Annotated in this window: 20 protein-coding genes; 12 read left to right on the top strand and 8 right to left on the bottom strand. The window is 42.4% G+C overall.

What is annotated here, in order from left to right:
* Window positions 1-16: 16 nt before the first annotated feature.
* Together hisIE and IM475_RS10670 are read right to left on the bottom strand one after the other, a co-directional pair.
* Window positions 17-652: a bifunctional phosphoribosyl-AMP cyclohydrolase/phosphoribosyl-ATP diphosphatase HisIE gene (gene hisIE, locus IM475_RS10675; protein ID WP_002739884.1), complete on the bottom strand. Its 636-nt coding sequence runs from the start codon at window positions 650-652 to the stop codon at window positions 17-19.
* Between the two features lie 343 nt (window positions 653-995).
* Window positions 996-1,643 carry a PEP-CTERM sorting domain-containing protein gene (locus tag IM475_RS10670; RefSeq protein ID WP_287727522.1) on the bottom strand — a complete coding sequence of 216 codons (648 nt, stop codon included), beginning with the start codon at window positions 1,641-1,643 and terminating at the stop codon, window positions 996-998.
* 653 nt (window positions 1,644-2,296) lie between these two features.
* Between IM475_RS10670 and IM475_RS10665 the strand changes: the two genes are divergently transcribed.
* From IM475_RS10665 to IM475_RS10645, 5 genes are all read left to right on the top strand, one after another.
* Window positions 2,297-2,908 (top strand): IS607 family transposase, encoded by a 612-nt coding sequence (locus tag IM475_RS10665; RefSeq protein ID WP_287727521.1) that lies wholly within the window; start codon window positions 2,297-2,299, stop codon window positions 2,906-2,908.
* 136 nt (window positions 2,909-3,044) lie between these two features.
* Complete coding sequence (locus tag IM475_RS10660; protein WP_287659782.1) at window positions 3,045-4,061, top strand: thiamine phosphate synthase; 1,017 nt, start codon at window positions 3,045-3,047, stop codon at window positions 4,059-4,061.
* 142 nt (window positions 4,062-4,203) lie between these two features.
* Entirely contained in the window at window positions 4,204-4,413 is a 210-nt protein-coding gene (thiS, locus tag IM475_RS10655) for a sulfur carrier protein ThiS (protein WP_043999042.1), read from the top strand.
* A 34-nt stretch (window positions 4,414-4,447) separates the two neighbouring features.
* The gene (locus tag IM475_RS10650; RefSeq protein ID WP_287727520.1) at window positions 4,448-5,584 is read left to right on the top strand and encodes an anhydro-N-acetylmuramic acid kinase; all 1,137 of its coding nucleotides are present in this window, start codon (window positions 4,448-4,450) and stop codon (window positions 5,582-5,584) included.
* Window positions 5,581-6,351, top strand: a complete 771-nt coding sequence (locus IM475_RS10645) for a peroxiredoxin-like family protein (RefSeq protein WP_287727519.1) — start codon at window positions 5,581-5,583, stop codon at window positions 6,349-6,351. The genes IM475_RS10650 and IM475_RS10645 overlap by 4 nt, the downstream gene beginning before the upstream one ends.
* A gap of 95 nt (window positions 6,352-6,446) precedes the next feature.
* Here IM475_RS10645 and IM475_RS10640 read toward each other — a convergent pair whose 3' ends face one another.
* Together IM475_RS10640 and IM475_RS10635 are read right to left on the bottom strand one after the other, a co-directional pair.
* Window positions 6,447-7,391 carry a PhzF family phenazine biosynthesis protein gene (locus tag IM475_RS10640; RefSeq protein ID WP_287727518.1) on the bottom strand — a complete coding sequence of 315 codons (945 nt, stop codon included), beginning with the start codon at window positions 7,389-7,391 and terminating at the stop codon, window positions 6,447-6,449.
* A 214-nt stretch (window positions 7,392-7,605) separates the two neighbouring features.
* Entirely contained in the window at window positions 7,606-8,079 is a 474-nt protein-coding gene (locus tag IM475_RS10635; RefSeq protein ID WP_002784701.1) for a hypothetical protein, read from the bottom strand.
* Window positions 8,080-8,140: 61 nt separating this feature from the next.
* Here IM475_RS10635 and IM475_RS10630 point away from each other — a divergent pair, with 61 nt between their 5' ends.
* From IM475_RS10630 to ligA, 4 genes are all read left to right on the top strand, one after another.
* Window positions 8,141-9,460: an aminopeptidase P N-terminal domain-containing protein gene (locus tag IM475_RS10630; protein ID WP_287727517.1), complete on the top strand. Its 1,320-nt coding sequence runs from the start codon at window positions 8,141-8,143 to the stop codon at window positions 9,458-9,460.
* 118 nt (window positions 9,461-9,578) lie between these two features.
* Window positions 9,579-10,142 (top strand): Uma2 family endonuclease, encoded by a 564-nt coding sequence (locus IM475_RS10625; protein WP_287727516.1) that lies wholly within the window; start codon window positions 9,579-9,581, stop codon window positions 10,140-10,142.
* A 23-nt stretch (window positions 10,143-10,165) separates the two neighbouring features.
* Window positions 10,166-10,732 (top strand): Uma2 family endonuclease, encoded by a 567-nt coding sequence (locus IM475_RS10620; RefSeq protein ID WP_287727515.1) that lies wholly within the window; start codon window positions 10,166-10,168, stop codon window positions 10,730-10,732.
* A 14-nt stretch (window positions 10,733-10,746) separates the two neighbouring features.
* Window positions 10,747-12,756 carry an NAD-dependent DNA ligase LigA gene (ligA, locus tag IM475_RS10615; RefSeq protein WP_287727514.1) on the top strand — a complete coding sequence of 670 codons (2,010 nt, stop codon included), beginning with the start codon at window positions 10,747-10,749 and terminating at the stop codon, window positions 12,754-12,756.
* A gap of 66 nt (window positions 12,757-12,822) precedes the next feature.
* On the opposite strand, the gene IM475_RS10610 is transcribed toward ligA, so the two are convergent.
* Genes IM475_RS10610 through IM475_RS10600 form a run of 3 tightly spaced genes read right to left on the bottom strand, consistent with a single transcriptional unit; the run spans window position 12,823 to window position 15,139 of the window.
* On the bottom strand, window positions 12,823-13,902 hold the full coding sequence (locus IM475_RS10610) for a hypothetical protein (RefSeq protein ID WP_287727513.1): 1,080 nt from the start codon (window positions 13,900-13,902) through the stop codon (window positions 12,823-12,825).
* Complete coding sequence (locus tag IM475_RS10605) at window positions 13,902-14,864, bottom strand: DUF2442 domain-containing protein (protein ID WP_287727512.1); 963 nt, start codon at window positions 14,862-14,864, stop codon at window positions 13,902-13,904. Before IM475_RS10605 ends, IM475_RS10610 begins: the two co-directional genes overlap by 1 nt.
* Before the next feature lie 11 nt (window positions 14,865-14,875).
* The gene (locus IM475_RS10600; protein ID WP_287727511.1) at window positions 14,876-15,139 is read right to left on the bottom strand and encodes a DUF4160 domain-containing protein; all 264 of its coding nucleotides are present in this window, start codon (window positions 15,137-15,139) and stop codon (window positions 14,876-14,878) included.
* Window positions 15,140-15,305: 166 nt separating this feature from the next.
* Between IM475_RS10600 and sppA the strand changes: the two genes are divergently transcribed.
* Together sppA and aroH are read left to right on the top strand one after the other, a co-directional pair.
* Window positions 15,306-16,127 (top strand): signal peptide peptidase SppA, encoded by an 822-nt coding sequence (sppA, locus tag IM475_RS10595; RefSeq protein ID WP_104398235.1) that lies wholly within the window; start codon window positions 15,306-15,308, stop codon window positions 16,125-16,127.
* Window positions 16,128-16,195: 68 nt separating this feature from the next.
* Entirely contained in the window at window positions 16,196-16,597 is a 402-nt protein-coding gene (aroH, locus tag IM475_RS10590; RefSeq protein WP_287727509.1) for a chorismate mutase, read from the top strand.
* Window positions 16,598-16,613: 16 nt separating this feature from the next.
* Here the strand turns inward: aroH and IM475_RS10585 are convergent, their stop codons facing one another.
* Window positions 16,614-17,507: an alpha/beta fold hydrolase gene (locus IM475_RS10585; protein WP_287660512.1), complete on the bottom strand. Its 894-nt coding sequence runs from the start codon at window positions 17,505-17,507 to the stop codon at window positions 16,614-16,616.
* 58 nt (window positions 17,508-17,565) lie between these two features.
* Here IM475_RS10585 and IM475_RS10580 point away from each other — a divergent pair, with 58 nt between their 5' ends.
* Complete coding sequence (locus tag IM475_RS10580) at window positions 17,566-18,414, top strand: alpha/beta fold hydrolase (protein WP_287727508.1); 849 nt, start codon at window positions 17,566-17,568, stop codon at window positions 18,412-18,414.
* Window positions 18,415-18,519: the final 105 nt, after the last annotated feature.

The following is an 18,519-nucleotide window of genomic DNA, read 5'->3' as shown; positions in this document are numbered from 1 at the left end:
GATAACTGATAACTGATTACCGGCGCCGGTCTTGCAGTTTTTTATAGACATCTCGCAGGGGGACTTGATGATAGGCGAGGGCGACGAGGGTATGATAAAAAAGATCGGCCACTTCTGCAGCAATAGCATCGCCATCATTATCTTTGCAGGCCATGACCACTTCTGCCGATTCTTCGCCGATTTTCTTGAGAATTTTGTTATCTCCCCCAGCCAAAAGTTTACAGGTGTAGGATTCCGGATGAGGATCGTCTCTGCGATCGCAAATTATCTTAAACAATTCCGAGAGGGTGTCGGCCGCTGGCGGTGATTTTTGCCAATTTACTTGATGAAAACAGCTTCTTTCGCCGGTATGACAGGCAATATCACCGATTTGCTCAATAGTCAGTAAGATAGCATCACTATCGCAATCGTAGCGAATTTGACGCACCTTTTGGATATGGCCAGAAGTAGCGCCCTTGTGCCATAATTCTTGACGAGAACGACTCCAATACCACGCTTCCCCAGTGGTGAGGGTTTTTTCGAGGGATTCCCGATTCATCCAGGCCATCATTAACACTGTAGCATCAAGATAGTCTTGAGCGATCGCCGGTACTAAGCCCTGGGGATTATAAGCGATTGCGTCGAGGGGAATAGCGGAGAGTAAAGAGGACATCAGTTTTTTGCGGTCAAGAATTATGCTGGGATAAATTACCCAAAGCTTAATTATATAGCCTTGAGGAATTCCCCTAAATGGCCGCACAGAATTACACTGTACAATACTCTAATTTTTCCCACCCTAGGGGCTAATTGCCTTCGCCAGGCATTGCCTTGGCAGGGAGGGCCGACGCCATACGCCCCGACAGAAGCTGATTAAAAACAAAAATCAGGTCAAGACCTGCGTTATAATCAACGCGATAAGAAAAAGCTAAAAGCTAGAAATCCCCATAGGGCATCTAACCTTTAGCTATTCTTGTTCAACGTCACAGTTATCAATGTGTGCAAGACATTGGTAACTGTTATTTTTGTTTCTTGAAGCGGGAAACCAATCCTAAACCACCCACTGCCAAAAGTCCGAGGATAGTACCCGGTTCGGGAACGGATTGGTGGAAAGAATTTTGTAATTGGAACAGACCTTCAGTGGGGCTACCAGTATTATTTAGGGTATTTGTGACGGTCAACAGTTTCTTGGGGGCGATAGGGTAAAAACCGACAGCAGGATCCGCTGAGCCGTTAACTGAAACTAAGACATTAGGTACCTCAACAAATGTCTCGGTTACAGTCCCGTAGTTGGATGATACGTTTGAATCTAGGTCAACCCCGACAATAAACTTGTTGGGGTCAGTCACCTCGATTGTATATGTGAAAGACCCGGAACTAATATTGGGATCAGGGGAACCCCCAGTCGTGGCATCGTATATGAAATAATAATGATGGCCCATCCCCATCAGCTCAACATCATCCAGCGGATCAGCCCCAAAGTTATTGTGCGAGACGTACTTAACTATTTTGTCCCCAGCAGCAAGAGGAGTTCCGCCCGTCCATTGCGCCCAAGTTAACATGCTGGCGGCACTCGCATTGGTAGCGGTAAGCACCGCGCCGGCGAGAACCCCGATGGCTAGAGAGCCAGAAGCAAAAGTTTTGGTTAATTTGTTTGTTGTCATCATAACTGAATTATCCAGCGTTAATTGTGTGTACTATAGCCATCAAAAGAATTTAGGCAAGGGTTAAGCTCGCTGATAACTTTTTGTTTGACTTAACAGAACTATAGCGAAACTTTTCAAAAAAAAACAAGTGGTTTAGAAAACTTTTTTTGGCAACATTTATCTATTTTTTTGTCCAATTTATAGCAGTTTTTTTCTCAAAATAACTACCCAGAAGTTGACAAATATACCCAAGCTTTTTGGTGAAAATTGGACAAATAAACAGGCTCTAGTTCAAAAAAAATCTCTCAAATTGTTACAAAACTTAATCAAGATAGGTACAATGTATAAAATTTAACAGTTTTAATGATCAACACTGGAGTTGCAGAAGAATCAATTCCCTGACGGGAGAAAACAGGGCGAAGGCAATTCATCCCTACAGCAACGTCTTTTTAGTCCCATAAGAATGTCACCCCAAAACCCCCGGACAAACTAAAGTTTTAGAAAGACCAAAAATCCCCTTCACTACCTCTATCTAAAGGGGGATGATTAATTTTCCTAACTCATGGATAATCACTGGTGGAGTCTAGTAACATTATGAACGTGGACAACTGACTGTCTAAAGTTGGACAAACTTACCTCGATAAATTTCTTTAATTAAAACCGGGTTCTATATTATGAATACCCTCATTACTATTCGAGAAGCCTCGGATTTGCTTGGAGTTAGCATTAAAACCCTCCGGCGCTGGGAACAACAGGGTAAAATTGCCTCAATTCGTACCGTTGGCGGTCATCGCCGATTTCGACGGGGAGATATCTTACAATCTGTACAAGAAACTGGATTTATTGTGGGCTATGCTCGTGTTAATCGACCTGAACAAAAACCCCAATTAGACACCCAGATAAAAGCGTTAGAAGACTTTTGTAGTCAGCAGGGTCAACCCTTTGAAATTCTCACCGATATCGGCGACGGAGTCAGCCACAATCGCCCTAATTTTATGCGTCTAGTGAAGATGATTTGTCACGGTGAGGTGAAATCTCTAGTTTTAACCCATGCGGAAAGTGTGAGTCGCTTTTGTCATGATTTTATTTTGGGTTTGTGCAGTCTCTTGAATATCCAAGTCATTCTCCTCAATCAACCCCATGAATCGATTGCAGCTGAGGATTTAGTGGACGATCTGCAAGCCCTCGTCACCATCTGTTACAATCGTCTGTACCCACTACATAACCCGGATCATCGGCAATTAATAGAATACCTAGGGGCGCTTAAGAATCTCCCCCCGGCTTAAAATTATCCTTGGTCTGGGTTTCTCATCCCTCTTTTTAGTTGTCTGATGCCGCCTCTACTGTTCCCCGAACAACGGCCAAAAATAGTAATATTTTAGCTGACGGCTAACGGCTATAATAACTCTACATTGACGGCAAATGAAACTAGAAACCACGGCGATTAAACGGATTCTCGATGCTAACCTTGACCGCGCCAGAGAAGGACTGCGAATTATCGAAGAATGGTGTCGTTTTGGCTTAGATAATCCCGATTTAGCCCAAGAATGTAAAGAAATGCGCCATCAATTAGCTAGTTGGCACTCGATCGATCTTAAACGACATCGGGACACGGCCGGCGATATCGGCAGGGATTTAAGCCATCCCAGGGAAGAAATCCGGGAGACTGTCGAGGGACTGCTGCAGGCCAATCTGGCTCGCGTACAGGAGGCTTTTAGGGTTTTAGAAGAATACGGTAAACTCTATGATCTAGAGCTAGGGATAGCCTGTAAACAGCTGCGCTATCGGGTTTATCAGCTAGAGAGTAAACTATTAATCTCGCCACCTCTGGAAAAACTGAAAGCATCTCCCCTCTATTTAGTCACTTCTCCCGCCGAAAATCTGCTAGAAATCGTCGAATTAGCCCTAAAAGCAGGTTTAAAATTGGTGCAGTACCGCCATAAAACCGCCGCTGATACCATTCGTTTAGAAGAAGCTGCTAAACTCTGTGAGTTATGCCACCGTTACGATGCTTTGTTTATTATGAACGATCGCGTCGATATTGCTCAGGCCATTCATGCCGATGGTGTTCATCTCGGTCAAGAGGATGTACCGATTTCCCTAGCGCGGCAATTTCTCGGCCCGACGGCAATTATCGGCCGGTCCACCACTAATCCCCAAGAGATGGCCAAAGCAATCCAAGAAAAGGCCGATTATGTGGGAGTCGGGCCGGTTTATGCCACCCCCACCAAAGCGGGAAAAACCCCCGCAGGATTGGAATATGTCCGTTATGCGCGGGAAAATTGCCCTTTACCCTGGTTTGCGATCGGTGGTATTGATAGTAGTAACATTAAAGAGGTTTTAGAGGCAGGAGCGCAACAGGTAGCTGTAGTCCGGGCCATCATGGAAGCGCAGCACCCCGATGTGGTGACACAACAATTATTAACCCAATTAAAGTAGGGTGTAGGGTGTGGGGTGTAGGGAGGGGGAATTATGAATTATGAATTATGAAGTGGGGTGTGGGGTGTGGGGAGAAAAAAGCTGCCTCCTGTCTCCTGTCTCGACTAGGAAATTAATTTTGCACGACTACTTATCCAAATCCATGTCAGAAATAACCTTGCAAATTAACGGCAAAACTCAAACCTGTTTACCTGCAACTAAACTAGGGCAAATGTTAGAAAATTTGGGCATGAATCCTCGGTTAGTTGCGGTGGAATATAACGGGGAAATCCTCCATCGTCAGTATTGGGAAAACACGGAAATCAAGGAGGGGGATAAATTAGAAATTGTTACTATTGTCGGAGGGGGATAAAATAATCAACAATCGACACTTGAGGGGAAAAAACTTGTTAGTTATCGGTTTAATGAGTGGCACATCGGTGGATGGTATCGATACCGCTTTAGTGGAGATTAGCGGTACAGTGGAATCTCCACAGGTGCAGTTATTAGCAGGGGAAACCTACCCCTATTCCCCCCGATTACGCGAGACAATTTTACAAGTCTGTGGGGGAGAAAAGCTATCTATTGAAGCTTTAGCCAGCTTAGATGATGATATCGCCGCAGAATTCGCCCGTGCCGCTTTAAATATCCAAAAAGAAGCCCCAAAAGCCCAATTAATCGGCAGTCACGGTCAAACCGTTTTTCATCGACCCCCCAAAAACGATCGCCTCGGTTACACGGTACAATTAGGACGGGGAGCAGCGATCGCAAAAATCACCAGTATTCCCACCATTAGTAATTTTCGCGCTGCCGATATCGCCCAAGCTGGTCACGGTGCGCCCCTAGTGCCGAAAATTGACGCTTATCTGCTTTCTCACCCCACTAAAGCCCGCTGCGTCCAAAATATCGGCGGTATTGGCAATTTAACCTATTTACCCCCCCGACAAAGGGAAAATTGGCAGCAAAAAATTTTCGGTTGGGATACCGGCCCCGGCAACGTCCTCATCGATTTGGCCGTACAATTTTTGAGCCAAGGACAACAAACCTACGACCATAACGGTCAATGGTCGGCCCAGGGTCAACCCTGCTCCGAATTAGTTCATAAATGGCTACAGGAGCCTTATTTTCAACAATATCCCCCTAAATCCACCGGCAGAGAGTTATTTAGTCCCGCCTATCTAGCCCAATTGCGCGAGGATGCCCAAGCTTATTCCCTCAGTGATGCCGACTGGTTGGCGAGTTTAACCGATTTAACCGCCATTTCGATCGCCCACAGCTATCAAACCTTTTTGCCAGAAATGCCCGCGGAAGTGCTGCTCTGCGGTGGTGGCGCTCGTAATTCCTACCTGCGCCAACGACTCCTAGCACATTTGGGGTCAAATGTCAAGCTTTTGACCACCGATGAGGTAGGATTAAATAGCGATTTTAAAGAAGCGATCGCTTTTGCCCTTTTGGCCTATTGGCGCTGGCACAATTTCCCCGGTAATTTACCGCAAGTCACGGGGGCAAAAGAGGCGGTTTTATTAGGAGAAATTTATCTATGAGCAGCATATATGAAATATTTTCAACAATTCAACGCCAAAGGGTCAGCGATGGGCAAATAGTGCCAATTTTAAGCGATTGTGCCGACTACAAACGTCTTTTAATTCTTGTTTGGCCGCAATTGGGAGATTTTGACAGTCTCGAATATGCTTGGTGGTTAGAAAAAGAGGCAGCCCTTTGGCAAAATGCCGGGATCACCATTCGTGCCATCGGTATCGGCGATCGCAATTCAGGTTTAAAATTCGCTGAATATACGAAATTTCGGCAAGATTGGCTTTTTGTTGACCCCAAAGCTGAATTACATAATTTATTAGGACTGTATCGGGGTTTATCGTTAAAATTACCCAGATTTTCCCCCGGACAAAATGCCTGGTTAAATCTAATTTTGATGTGTGCGGGTGTGGGTAGTCCGGGGACTCTGGCCGAAGTGCTGCGGGGTTATCGTGGCGATCGCAAAGCCCCCCAATTAATTGCCGAGGAGGAAACAATACAAGCGCGGCCTTTACCACCTTTCCAGGGTTCCCTATTCAATCTTGCCGGGGGTCAAGGTTTTCAGCGACCTTTTGAATTAGCCACCCTGAGACTCCGTAATATGGGTCAAGTTTTGGGCAATTGGTCAACCTATGTCCCCGATAGTAGTTATCTCACCCAACGGGGAGGGACTTTTTTATTTGATAGTCAAGGAAAGTTACTCTATGAGCATCGAGATGGAGGTATCTTAGGCTTTGCTGAGAATATGAGTTATCCTCTCGCTTTTTTGCGGGATTAAGCTTTTTTCTTCTCCATATATAGATTTTCGATTAAATGATACCAGTCCAAAATTTTAATCCTTTCCTGTTTCTCACCGATTTCAGGGAATAATTATCACAATAACCCTTTTGTAGGGCTTTTTGTTTCCCCATCGGGAATTATCATCTTACCTTGGCAGACCAGAACTGATGCACCACCCACAGAAACTTCCGTAATTTTACGGTTGTTTTTCTGGAACTTTAATTGTAAACTGCTGGGTCTGCCCATTTCCACCCCTTGGATTATTGTCCATTGATTCATCCCTTCCCTAGAAGATTCTAACCCCCCTAGGTAGCCCGCTAAAGCGGCCACAGCCGAACCGGTGGCGGGATCTTCCATAACTCCCAAACCGGGGGCAAACATTCGGCCATAGAGACGAGATAGGGGTGATTCTGGGTCAAAACAGCAGACAAAAAGGGAATTAGCGGGGGATTGACCTAATAATGATGACCAGAGAGTTAGATTTAGTTTTATTTTCCCTAAAATGTCTCGATTTTTAACGGGGATGAATAAAAAAGGGAGACCACAGGAAAAAGACCGGGGGGGATAACCGGGTAAGAAATCGGCAACGCTTAGGGAAAGAATCGCCGCTAAATAATCGAGAGCATAAGTGTCCGTCACTAATTCTGGCAATTGTGCCACTTTTAACTCACTATAGACCGGTTTTTCTCCCTCCATGATAATTTTCACCGGTACTAAACCGACTCCTTCCTCTAGATAAATCGTGGTTTCTTGGTAGGGGGGAATAGCACCGATTAGGGCTAAAATATAGGCTGTGCCGACGGTAGGATGACCAGCAAAGGGTAATTCGGTACTGGGGGTGAAAATCCGGACTTTTTTAGTGCCTTGGGGCGTTTCTGGCGGAAAAACGAAGACTGTCTCCGAGAAGTTAAATTCGGCGGCGATTTTTTGCATCTGGGTGCGGGTTAATCCAGATGCTTCCGGAAAAACCGCCAAGGGATTACCGCCAAAAATGCAATCGCTAAAAACATCGGCGGTATAGTAGGAATAGGTAGGCACGCGGGGGATAGGGCAACAGTTATCGGAGAATTTTTTGATCTTACAACTATTTTCACCTCTGACCGCCCCCCGGTTGTCTGTCTAGGGATAGATTCTCCTTGTCAGTCCTGTTAGTCTTTGTTGACTAAGAAATAATGAAAATACAGAGTTTTTCCTAAAGATAAGGCATATCTTGAATCGTCTCGGAGTCTCCTAATAACTGCTATAGGCTCTATTACTTATTCGGTTCTAATCTGGCTAATAAACTGACTAACTTATCTCTGACGGAATTGTGGGTGTATTCGTCTTCAGGGTGAGGTTTTTGATGGGGTTTTTGAAAATAGGGACGTTCCCCGTATAATTGTCCCCATTTCACATCGACTCGGTGTACTAATTCATAGAGTAATTCTTGATTGTCTAAAATTTCTTCTAGGATTAACTCTAAAGCTTGAACGGGATTATCTAAATTTTGACTGACTTTGGTTAATTCTTCATCGACGATAAGCTGTAAAATTATCTGCAAAGCTCCCGAAGAATCCCCTAAATTAGCGGCAATAAATTGTTTAATCTCTGTGGTAACTTGCACCAATTTGGGGACGGGAGATTCCCCTTTGAGGAAATCCGCCCCCTCTTGAGCGATAAAATCTGCTAGGGTAAACTCGCGCCTTTCGATGATATCTTGGGAAAAATCCGGTTCTTCAGGGGTCATAAACTAAAAAGATTAGCGATAATAGACTCTAAGACTTATTGTGACATTTTTAGGAATATCTATGGGCATCGATCGCAGAGAGTTTCAGCACCGTCGTCAGCAAGTAATGGAAAAAATCGGCCATGGAACCGCAATTTTTCGCAGTGCGCCCATGGTGGTCATGCACAATGACGTAGAATACACCTATCGTCAGGATAGTGACTTTTTTTACCTGACAGGATTTAATGAACCGGAGGCGGTGGCGGTTTTAGCACCCCATCACCCCGAACATCAGTTTATCCTGTTCGTACAGCCAAAAGACCAGGAAAAAGAAACCTGGACCGGCTATCTCCACGGTGTGGAAGGAGCAAAGGAGATTTTTGGTGCTGATGAGGCCTATTCTATCGAAGAATTGGACGAAAAATTACCGCAATATCTCGAAAAAGCCGAACGAATTTATTATCATCTCGGCCGGGACAAAACTTTTAATACAAATGTTCTAAAGCACTGGCAAAAATTAATCGCCACTTTTCCCCGTCGCGGCACTGGACCGACTGCTTTAGAGGATACTAATTTTATTCTCCATCCTTTGCGCTTACTGAAAACCGAGGCCGAATTGGACAATATTCGCCAAGCAACCGCTATTTCAGCACAGGCACATAATCGGGCCAGAGAATTTACCAAAGTTGGTCACTATGAGTATCAAATTCAAGCGGAAATTGAGCATACTTTTCGTCTAGAAGGGGGTATGGGTCCTGCTTATCCTTCTATTGTCGCTAGTGGTGCTAATGCCTGTATTCTGCACTATATCAACAATAATCGCCAAGTACAAGAAAATGAGCTTTTGTTAATTGATGCCGGTTGTGCCTACAATTACTATAACGGTGATATTACCCGCACTTTTCCCGTTAATGGTAAATTTACCCCCGAACAAAAAATTATCTATGAAATTGTTCTGGAAGCTCAATTAAAGGCGATTGAAGTGGTAAAAACCGGTAATCCTTATAATCTTTTTCATGACACAGCCGTGAGGACAATTGTGGAGGGATTAGTAGATTTAGGGCTATTGGTCGGCGACATTGATGAGATAATTAAAGAGGAAAAATATAAGCCTTTTTATATGCACAGAACCGGCCATTGGTTAGGATTAGATGTCCATGATGCAGGAGGTTATAAAGTTAACGAAGAAACTTGGCAAACTTTGCAACCCGGTCATGTTTTAACCGTGGAACCCGGTATTTATATCGCCCCCGATATTAAACCGGCTGAAGGACAGCCGGAAGTGCCGGAAAAATGGCGAGGTATCGGTATCCGTATCGAAGATGATGTGTTAGTTACTGCCACAGGAAATGAGGTTTTAACTGCAACAGTTCCCAAAAAAGTTGAGGATATCGAATCTTAAGTAAAAAGCTAGGTGTTAAAAATTGTCAGTTCCCCCCTAACCCCCTTATTGAGGGGGGATTAAAGGCAATATCTATCCTCAAAAAGGAGATTAAATTAAGTTTTTTTTAGAGATTATTATGGTTGCTACCCAACAAAAAATATATACCTTTGCGGAATATTTAAATTATCAGGAATCCACAGATAATAAATACGAATTATTTAACGGAGAATTAATTTTTATACCTCCCGCTAGTGGCTTTCATGCTTTGATACTTAGATATATATTTAAGGTGTTAGAAAGGGAAATAGAGAGGCTACAATTAGACTGGCAAGTTATGCCCGCTACGGTGGGAATTCGCACCGATAAAGCTAAATCGAGAATTCCAGACTTAATGATTTTAACTGCTGAACAATGTCAAGAGATTAGAAATATGACCACAGCAGTGATTGAATTTCCTCCCCTGTTAGTTGTAGAAATTGTTAGCCCCAATAATGCCGATGATGACTACCGTTATAAGCGTTCAGAATACGCAGTGAGAGGCATTCCTGAATACTGGATTATCGATCCTATGGCTCTAAAAATATCGGTTTTAAACCTAATTTCGGGATTTTATGAACTGGCAGAATTTAACAACGAAGATAGAATAATATCGGTGACATTTCCCGATTTAAAATTAACTCCTCAAATGGTTTTTGAATAGTAAAATCTCGGCTGGAGGTTATCATGATTGCTACCCGACAAAAAATATATAGCTTTGCAGAATACTTAAATTATCAGGACTCCACAGATAATAAGTACGAATTATTTAACGGAGAATTAATTTCCATGCCTCCCGCTAGTGGCTTTCATGCTTTAATTCTTGGCTTTCTTTATGATTATTTAATGGCAGAAATTAAAAGATTAAATCTAACTTGGAAAGTTATGCCCGCTACGGTGGGAATTCGCACCGATAAAGCTAAATCGAGAATTCCAGATTTAATGATTTTAACTGCTGAACAATGTCAAGAGATTAGAAATATGACCACAGCAGTGATTGAATTTACTCCCCTGTTAGTTGTAGAAATTGTTAGCCCCGGTAATGCCGATGATGACTACCGTTATAAACGTTCAGAATATGCGGTAAGAGGCATTCCTGAATACTGGATTATCGATCCTATTACTCTAAAAATATCGGTTTTAACCCTGATTTCGGGATTTTATGAACTGGCAGAATTTCACAACGAAGATAGAATAATATCGGTGACATTTCCCGATTTACAATTAACTCCTCAAATGGTCTTTGCCCAGTAGCATTATTAACGATTATGACTATTCCCTTAGAAATCCAACAACGCTGCCAACAACTAAAAACAGAACTACAAAGAGCCAGTTATGCTTATTATGTTCTTGATGATCCTTTTATACCCGATAGCGTTTATGATCAACTTTATCGGGAATTAGAAGACCTAGAAAAGCGTTATCCGCAATTAATCACCCCCGATAGTCCCACCCAAAGAGTCGGGGATAAAATCTCTAGTCAATTTGTTTCTGTTCGTCATAATATTCCCCTGTATAGTCTCGAAAATGCCTTTAACCTCGAAGAATTAAATAAATGGGGCAACCGTTGGCAAAGATATATAAATGAAACCCAAGACACGGAATATGTGTGTGAATTAAAAATCGATGGTTCCGCGTTAGCTTTAACCTACGAAAACGGCTTTTTCGTCAGAGGTGTTACTAGAGGGGATGGAGTCACTGGCGAAGATATTACCCCCAATGTGCGGACAATTCGCTCTATTCCTTTACGCTTAAATATAGACAATCCCCCAGCAATTGTGGAAGTGCGCGGCGAAGCTTTTTTACCCCTCGATACCTTCGATAAAATCAATCAAGAAAGAGAAGAAAAAGGGGAATCTCTCTTTGCTAATCCCCGCAATGCGGCAGCGGGAACCCTACGACAATTAGATCCGAAAATAGTTGATAAAAGACGCTTACAATTTTTTGCCTATACCCTGCATTTAGACGATAACCATATCACCACTCAATGGCAATCCTTAGATAGATTAGAAACCCTGGGATTTCTGGTTAATCCCCACCGTCAACTCTGTCCATCCCTGCAAGAAGTGGCGCAATACTATCAAGATTGGCAAGAAAAACGTCATCAATTAGCCTACATGACCGATGGTGTCGTAGTCAAAATCAACGATTTACAGCGACAAAATCGCTTAGGATTCACTCAAAAATTCCCCCGGTGGGCCATCGCTTTAAAATATCCCGCCGAAGAAGTCCCCACGGTAGTTAAAGATATTATCGTCAATGTGGGACGCACCGGTGCGGTTACACCCATGGCGGTGATGGAACCGGTACAGGTAGCAGGAACCACCGTACAAAGGGCTACTTTACATAATAGCGATCGAGTGGCCGAATTAGATATCCGCGTCGGTGACACGGTAATTATCCGCAAAGCGGGGGAAATTATCCCAGAAGTGGTGAGAATCCTGCCCGAATTGCGTCCTAGCCAGACTGTACCCTTCCAGATGCCCACTAATTGCCCTGAATGTCAATCTCCCCTAGTTCGTCCGGTGGGGGAAGCGGTGACGCGCTGTGTCAATAGTTCCTGTCCAGCGATTTTGCGGGGAAGTGTAGTACATTGGGCTAGTCGCGATGCTCTCGATATCCGGGGATTAGGGGAAAAAGTGGTGATTTTGCTGATTGAACAGGGATTAGTTACCGCTATTTCTGACCTCTACAGCCTCGAAAAAACGGAAATTGCCAAATTAGACCGAATGGGCGAGAAATCCGCCTTAAATTTGATTACAGCTATGGCTCAAAGCAAAAATCAAAGCTGGTCGAGGGTACTTTATGGGCTAGGAATTCGCTATGTGGGCAGTGTTAACGCCAAAATTCTCGCCGAAAGTTTTCGGACAGTGGAGGAGTTAGCTAACGCCAGCGTGACTAATTTAGCCTCTGTCTATGGTATCGGTGAAGAAATCGCTCAATCGGTCTATGATTGGTTTAGAATCGCCGCTAATCGGGATTTAGTCGCTAAATTACAGGCTGCTGGTTTACAATTTGCCGCAGCAGCAAAAACCACCACCACTAAAGCGACTTTAGCAGGGAAAACCTTTGTGATTACTGGCACTTTACCAACTCTCAAACGGGAGGAAGCGAAAGAATTAATCGAAAAAGCCGGGGGGAAAGTGACGGGTTCTGTGAGCAAAAAAACTGATTATTTAGTGCTAGGAGAAGCGGCGGGTTCTAAGCTAGAAAAAGCCCTAGAATTGGGCATTACTCAGCTAACCGAAGCACAATTACTCGAATTAATCGGGGATTAAATATAATTATTTGACGTTAAAAAGACTTGTTCTGAGAAAATATTACAGAAGCAAAGTTAAATAATTTTACATACCATTTAGAGGCAAATGTAATTGTTTATATTCTATAGAGGAGTTAATCTTATGAGAGCTTTTATCTCGTGGTATAGTTAATGTATTATATCTTCCCTTTTCTAGCAATCGAGTAAAAGTAAGCCAAGAAATCACCCTAGAACGATAATCTCTAAGGGTTTTATCTTTGGGTCGTTTACCAGAAGTAGAAGTACAGATACTAGCAATAATTTCTTCTACTCGCCAGGGGGTTATTGACTTATGAATTTCTAATTCTTTATAGATTTCTTGTATAAGAATATGTTTTTTGAGGGCGAATGATAAATATTGAGAAATATCATCTTCTCCTTTACCTATAAGCTCTCTTGCCGCTAAGATTTTTTTCTCATGATTGATGAATATCATGTCAAAATTTTCCAAATCCCAAATAAGACTATTAATTGTTGTGTCTCTTCGTTCTAATTTTTGCTTAAGTTCTTTTTTGGTTATACCTTTGTAGCCACTTGTTTGAATTATTTTTAATGCTTCGATTACTGTAGTAATTGAATTTCGTACCATATAAGTTGATAAGGAAGGTTTATCTACTAGAAATTCTAAACTTAGAGATAAAGTTAGCTGTTCGTATTTGGGTTTGTAATTATTATGCTCTTGTTTTAGTAAAAGGTTCCATTCATAACGAGTAATAAAGTTTTTTACCGACCAAAGAGATAAATTTTGTTTAGTAAAGACATATTTTTGGGGAGATTGAGTAATAATTGCATCAACTGGTATGGCCAAACCACACTCTACTTCGATGGCTGATTCAATATCTGAATCGTATTGACGCGCATTCTGAAAAATAGTAGGTGAACCTTCACAGATATGAAATCTAGACTCCAGAAGATTAATCAATTTATCAGCATCTTTTGATGAATTCATACTGCTCAGGGTATAAACCCTTTGAACGCACGGCCTAGTTATATAAAAAATTATTTCTTGAGATTGATGGGGACTTTTAATAACCTCCCAAAGCTTCCTACCCGACTCACATGATTTATTACCTGTACGATTAAGCAATATTTCTGTGATTAAATCTTGGTCAATTAAAACTTTCATTAGTTACACTCCTCTCTACTGATATATTCGGAGTTAACTTTTTTCTCTATTACTTCAACAGGATTTTCAGTACCCATAAGTTTAAATAAATCATCTATTTCTGGGATATTTGGATGAGTAAAACTATCCAAATCTACTGAAGTATTATCGATTAACTGAGCAACAGCATCAAGATAATCATTAAGTTCCATTTTGTGAGCTTGGGCAAATAAATTAAGGGTTTCTACCTTTGTTCCTTCCCCCTGTTCAATGCGTCTCACTTGGCGCTCGGATACTCCTATAATATCTGATTGTCGCAGTTGATGCTGTTTGCGTAAAGAGGCAATCGCTCGACCAAAAATCTGATCATGTTCTAATTTAATCGCTGCAAACTTTTGTTTTGCTTTTGGTTCAATCACACTCAAAAAAGCCTCTACATCAAGATGAATGTCCACGACTGGCCAATGAATATAACTACCATCTTCTGCTATAATAAACTTCTCTCTTTCTTCTAGAGGAATACGCTGTAAAGCTGGCATAGATGCAAAGGGAATTTCTAGCTCATTGAGATCACAGCGACTGATTAATAAACTTTCCCCAATAACTAAAGCTGTGGCGATTAAATGCTCTTGCGCTCCCCAAATCCAAGCATTAATTACCCTTGTCGGTAAAATAAAATCTCGATAAACGAGGGTATTTCGCAGGGTGCGTAAATTGGCCCGTTTAAATAGTTGCGGCAAGCAGATAGAATCAATGTCTGCTCGGATAAAAAGACCTCGCAGATGATGTTTATCATTAGCATTTCTGGCAATATCTGTCACTGCTTTTAAACTGGTCAAAGAAGTACAAATAAAGATGTTTTTTAAGGAATCAATATTCTTTAAATCTGGTAAAGAAAGAATTTGCACAGATTGAAACTCTGGCAAGAAATTATAAATTTCTTTATCTTCAATTATAACAGTAATTTCTGGCTTGTTTAACATGATTAATTCCCCTAGGTACAGACTTTTACCTCCCATTCAATCAGGAGCGCAGAACGATTGGCTAAAACGTGGTCAAGAATTTGCTTTTTTTCCTTACTAGATATTTTGGCATTGGCGGGCCATTTCACCTGAAAATTTAGACCATTTTCTTGATTACAAAGTAAGAAAAAAACTCTAATTTCCCATTGGCCCGGTTTACGAACATGAAAATGAGGTGGCAAATGATCGTGAGAATTGAAAAACAGATCTAAGCCATCTAAATTAAAGGATTCCACCTTGCCCAAATCTTCACCTCGCCTACCTCAACTCTGGTCACTTAATGCTATTATACACTTAACCAGACATTTTGTCCCTAAATTCTGAAATATAATGTCTGCTTAACCTAGAACGATCAAAGCGTTAGATTAGAGAGAGTCCTTTTTTGAGAGATATTTAAACCTGATGGTCTGGCCTTTTAAACCGAAAACCCGCAAACAAATCGCTCGAATAGAAATTACAGGTGCAATTGCCTCCGATACCCGCAAAAGGGTCTTAAAAGCCCTAGAAATCGTCAAAGAAAGGCAATATCCCGCCCTACTTCTCCGCATTGACTCCCCCGGGGGAACCGTGGGGGATTCCCAAGAAATTTATGAAGCATTGAAGCGGTTACAAAAAAACACGAAAATAATCGCTAGTTTTGGCAATATTTCCGCCTCTGGCGGCGTTTACATCGGTATGGGGGCCAATTATATTATGGCTAACCCCGGCACGATTACCGGCTCGATCGGTGTTATCCTGAGAGGGAACAATCTAGAAAGATTGTTGGATAAGGTGGGAGTTTCGTTTAAAGTGATTAAATCGGGCCCTTATAAAGATATTCTCTCCTTCGATCGAGAATTAACTGATGAAGAAGAAAGAATTCTCCAGGATATGATCGATACCAGTTATCAGCAATTTCTGCAAACCGTCGCCGGAGCGAGAAATTTAGATGTCAATCAGGTGAAAAGTTTTGCCGATGGGCGCATTTTTACCGGTCAACAGGCGTTAGAATTAGGAGTGGTTGATCGCCTGGGAACCGAGGAAGATGCCCGACTTTGGGCGCTAGAATTGGCAGGATTACCCCCAGATAAAACTAAATGTCAGACTATCGAAGAACCGAAACCCCTGCTCAGTCGTCTGACGGGCAATCGTTCCCAAATACCCCCAGGATTACAAAAAACCCTACAGCGTCTAGAATTTGAATTGGAAGTTAACGGACAACTATTGTGGTTATACCGCCCCTGATGGCTAGATTAAAGTCGAGAAAAAGGGCGCGTTAACCCCTAAAATTGACTCATCAGGATTAGCGGAGGATGACAATCGTGCAGTGGAAGATTCGAGCCATTCGGGGAGCAACAACAGTAACAGCTAATACTATTGAAGCTATACGAGAAGCAGTAACAGAACTCCTCGAAGCGATCGAAATCCACAATAGTCTCGATCCCGATGATATTGTTAGTATTATCTTTACGGCAACTCAGGATTTAGACGCGATTTTCCCCGCTGCTATCGCTCGCGAACGTCCCCATTGGCAAAATGTCCCCCTCCTCGATGTGCAACAGATGCACGTCGCTGGTAGTCTGGACAAGTGTATTCGGGTAATTCTCCACGTTAATACTCCCAAACTGCAAAGCGAAATGCAGCACGTCTATCTGCAAGGGGCGAAAAATCTTCGCCCCGATTGGCAGATTTCTCCAGTAACTATTAATCGCTAAAATTTTCGATAACTGACTAAATCCCCATTTCCGACAGCCAACTCAAAATTAATTGATTGACTTTTTCGGGATGTTCATCGTGGGGACAGTGACCGGCTTTGGCAATCGGATAAAATTGGGTATTATTTCCCATTTTAGCTCTTTCTTGGTAAATTACCGAACCAGCGATCGGTGTCCAAGGGTCATCCTCTCCCCAGAGTACCAATAAAGGGCGATCGATTGGCGGTAATAATTCCTGGGGAGAAGGTCCGGGGGGTGCTGTCAACACCGATGCAAACACTCCCCACGCACCCGCATCACAGGAGGGTTGATAGAGAATTTCGACTAATTCCTCGGTAATCGCGGTATGGTCGCGATAAACCTGTTTTAAGGTGTTACGGATGCGATTTTTCTGCCTTACCTGTTCAAAAATAAACTTTCCTGTCACGGGAGAACTAACTAAACCGGTAAAGGCAGCCATGATTAAACGCAAAGGGAAATTTAATTCTTCGGGACGATGGTTTAATCCTCCAGCACAGTTAATAATTACTCCTCCGGCAGTGATTTCGGGAGATTCTGCCATCAGCATTAAGCTAATCAGTCCCCCGATGGAATTACCGACAAATACGGTCGGTTTTGCGATTTTTTCCCGCCAAAAGTCTTGTATTTGCCGCAGCCAAAGGTTGAGACTATAATCTAAAGCGGGCTTATCCGCACCCCCAAATCCCAAGAGATCTAGGGCATAGACTTGATAGCCATTTTCCGCTAAAACGGGGATATTTTTGCGCCAATGACCGATAGATGCCCCAAAACCGTGAATTAATACTAGGGGTTGTCCTTCTCCCCGCACGGTGTAGGGGATGGTGTGACCTTGCCATGTCCAAGACAATTGTTCTAAGCTAGTCGCAGTGATCGGAGATTGTAGTGCCATTGTATGAAGTTTTATTAAGTGATATTTAAATTATAGAGTAAAAATCAGCCGAGAATTTATGCCACAACGCCAGACTTTTACCAATAACTCGATGGCAATTTCCTATTTACAATGGAGCGATCGAGGTATGCCTCTATTATTATTGCACGGCATGGCGGATCATGCTTTGGTTTGGTCAAGTTTGGGCGATTATTTACGCTCAAATTATCAAGTTATTGCCCCAGATTTGCGGGGACATGGGGAAAGCGGTAAACCAGCAACGGGTTATCACTTTCAGGATTATATCAGCGATTTAAGGGCTTTAATTAATCATTTAGGTTGGACGCAAGCACATATTTTAGGTCATTCTTGGAGTGCTAAAATAGCGGCAATTTGGGCAACTCAACAGCCGGAAGTATTTAAGAGTTTAATTTTAGTCGATCCCTTTTTTATCGATAAAATGCCTAATTGGATTAGGATAACTTTTCCAATTCTCTATCAAGTTTTGCCCTTTTTAAAGATTACTCGCTCCTTTGATAGTTATCAGAGCATAGAAGCGATCGCTCGTCAATTAAAACAATATAAAGGTTGGTCAAATTTACAGCAAGAGGTGTTTAAAAATGCCATTGAACAAAAAGCGGATGGCAGTTGGAGCAGTAAATTTACTTTATCGGCACGCGGGGAAATTTTTGAGGATGTCATGGGGTTTGCTGGATTAACTAAAGCTTTAGATATTCCCAGTTTATTAGTCCTTCCCCAACAGGGATTAAATCGCACTGCTTGGCAAATTCAATCCTATAAAAAGTATTTAACTTCTCTAGAGATTAAAAAAATACCGGGTAATCATTGGGCATTTTTAGGGGAACCTGAAACTTTTAATCAAGCGGTGGCCGAGTTTTTATCTGTTCAGGAAAATGACGATGTTTAATTAGAAGGTAATTGAGTTAATTTTAAGCTGGATTACGCTGCCCTAAGTAGGTAGGTATTAAAAACTTTCAGCTCCCCCCCTTATCAAGGGGGGATTAAGGGGGGA

Origin of the sequence: Microcystis sp. M061S2, assembly GCF_020245605.1 — a bacterium.
In the GTDB taxonomy this organism is placed as follows: Bacteria; Cyanobacteriota; Cyanobacteriia; order Cyanobacteriales; family Microcystaceae; genus Microcystis.
This window is presented reverse-complemented; position numbering and strand designations above follow the sequence as displayed.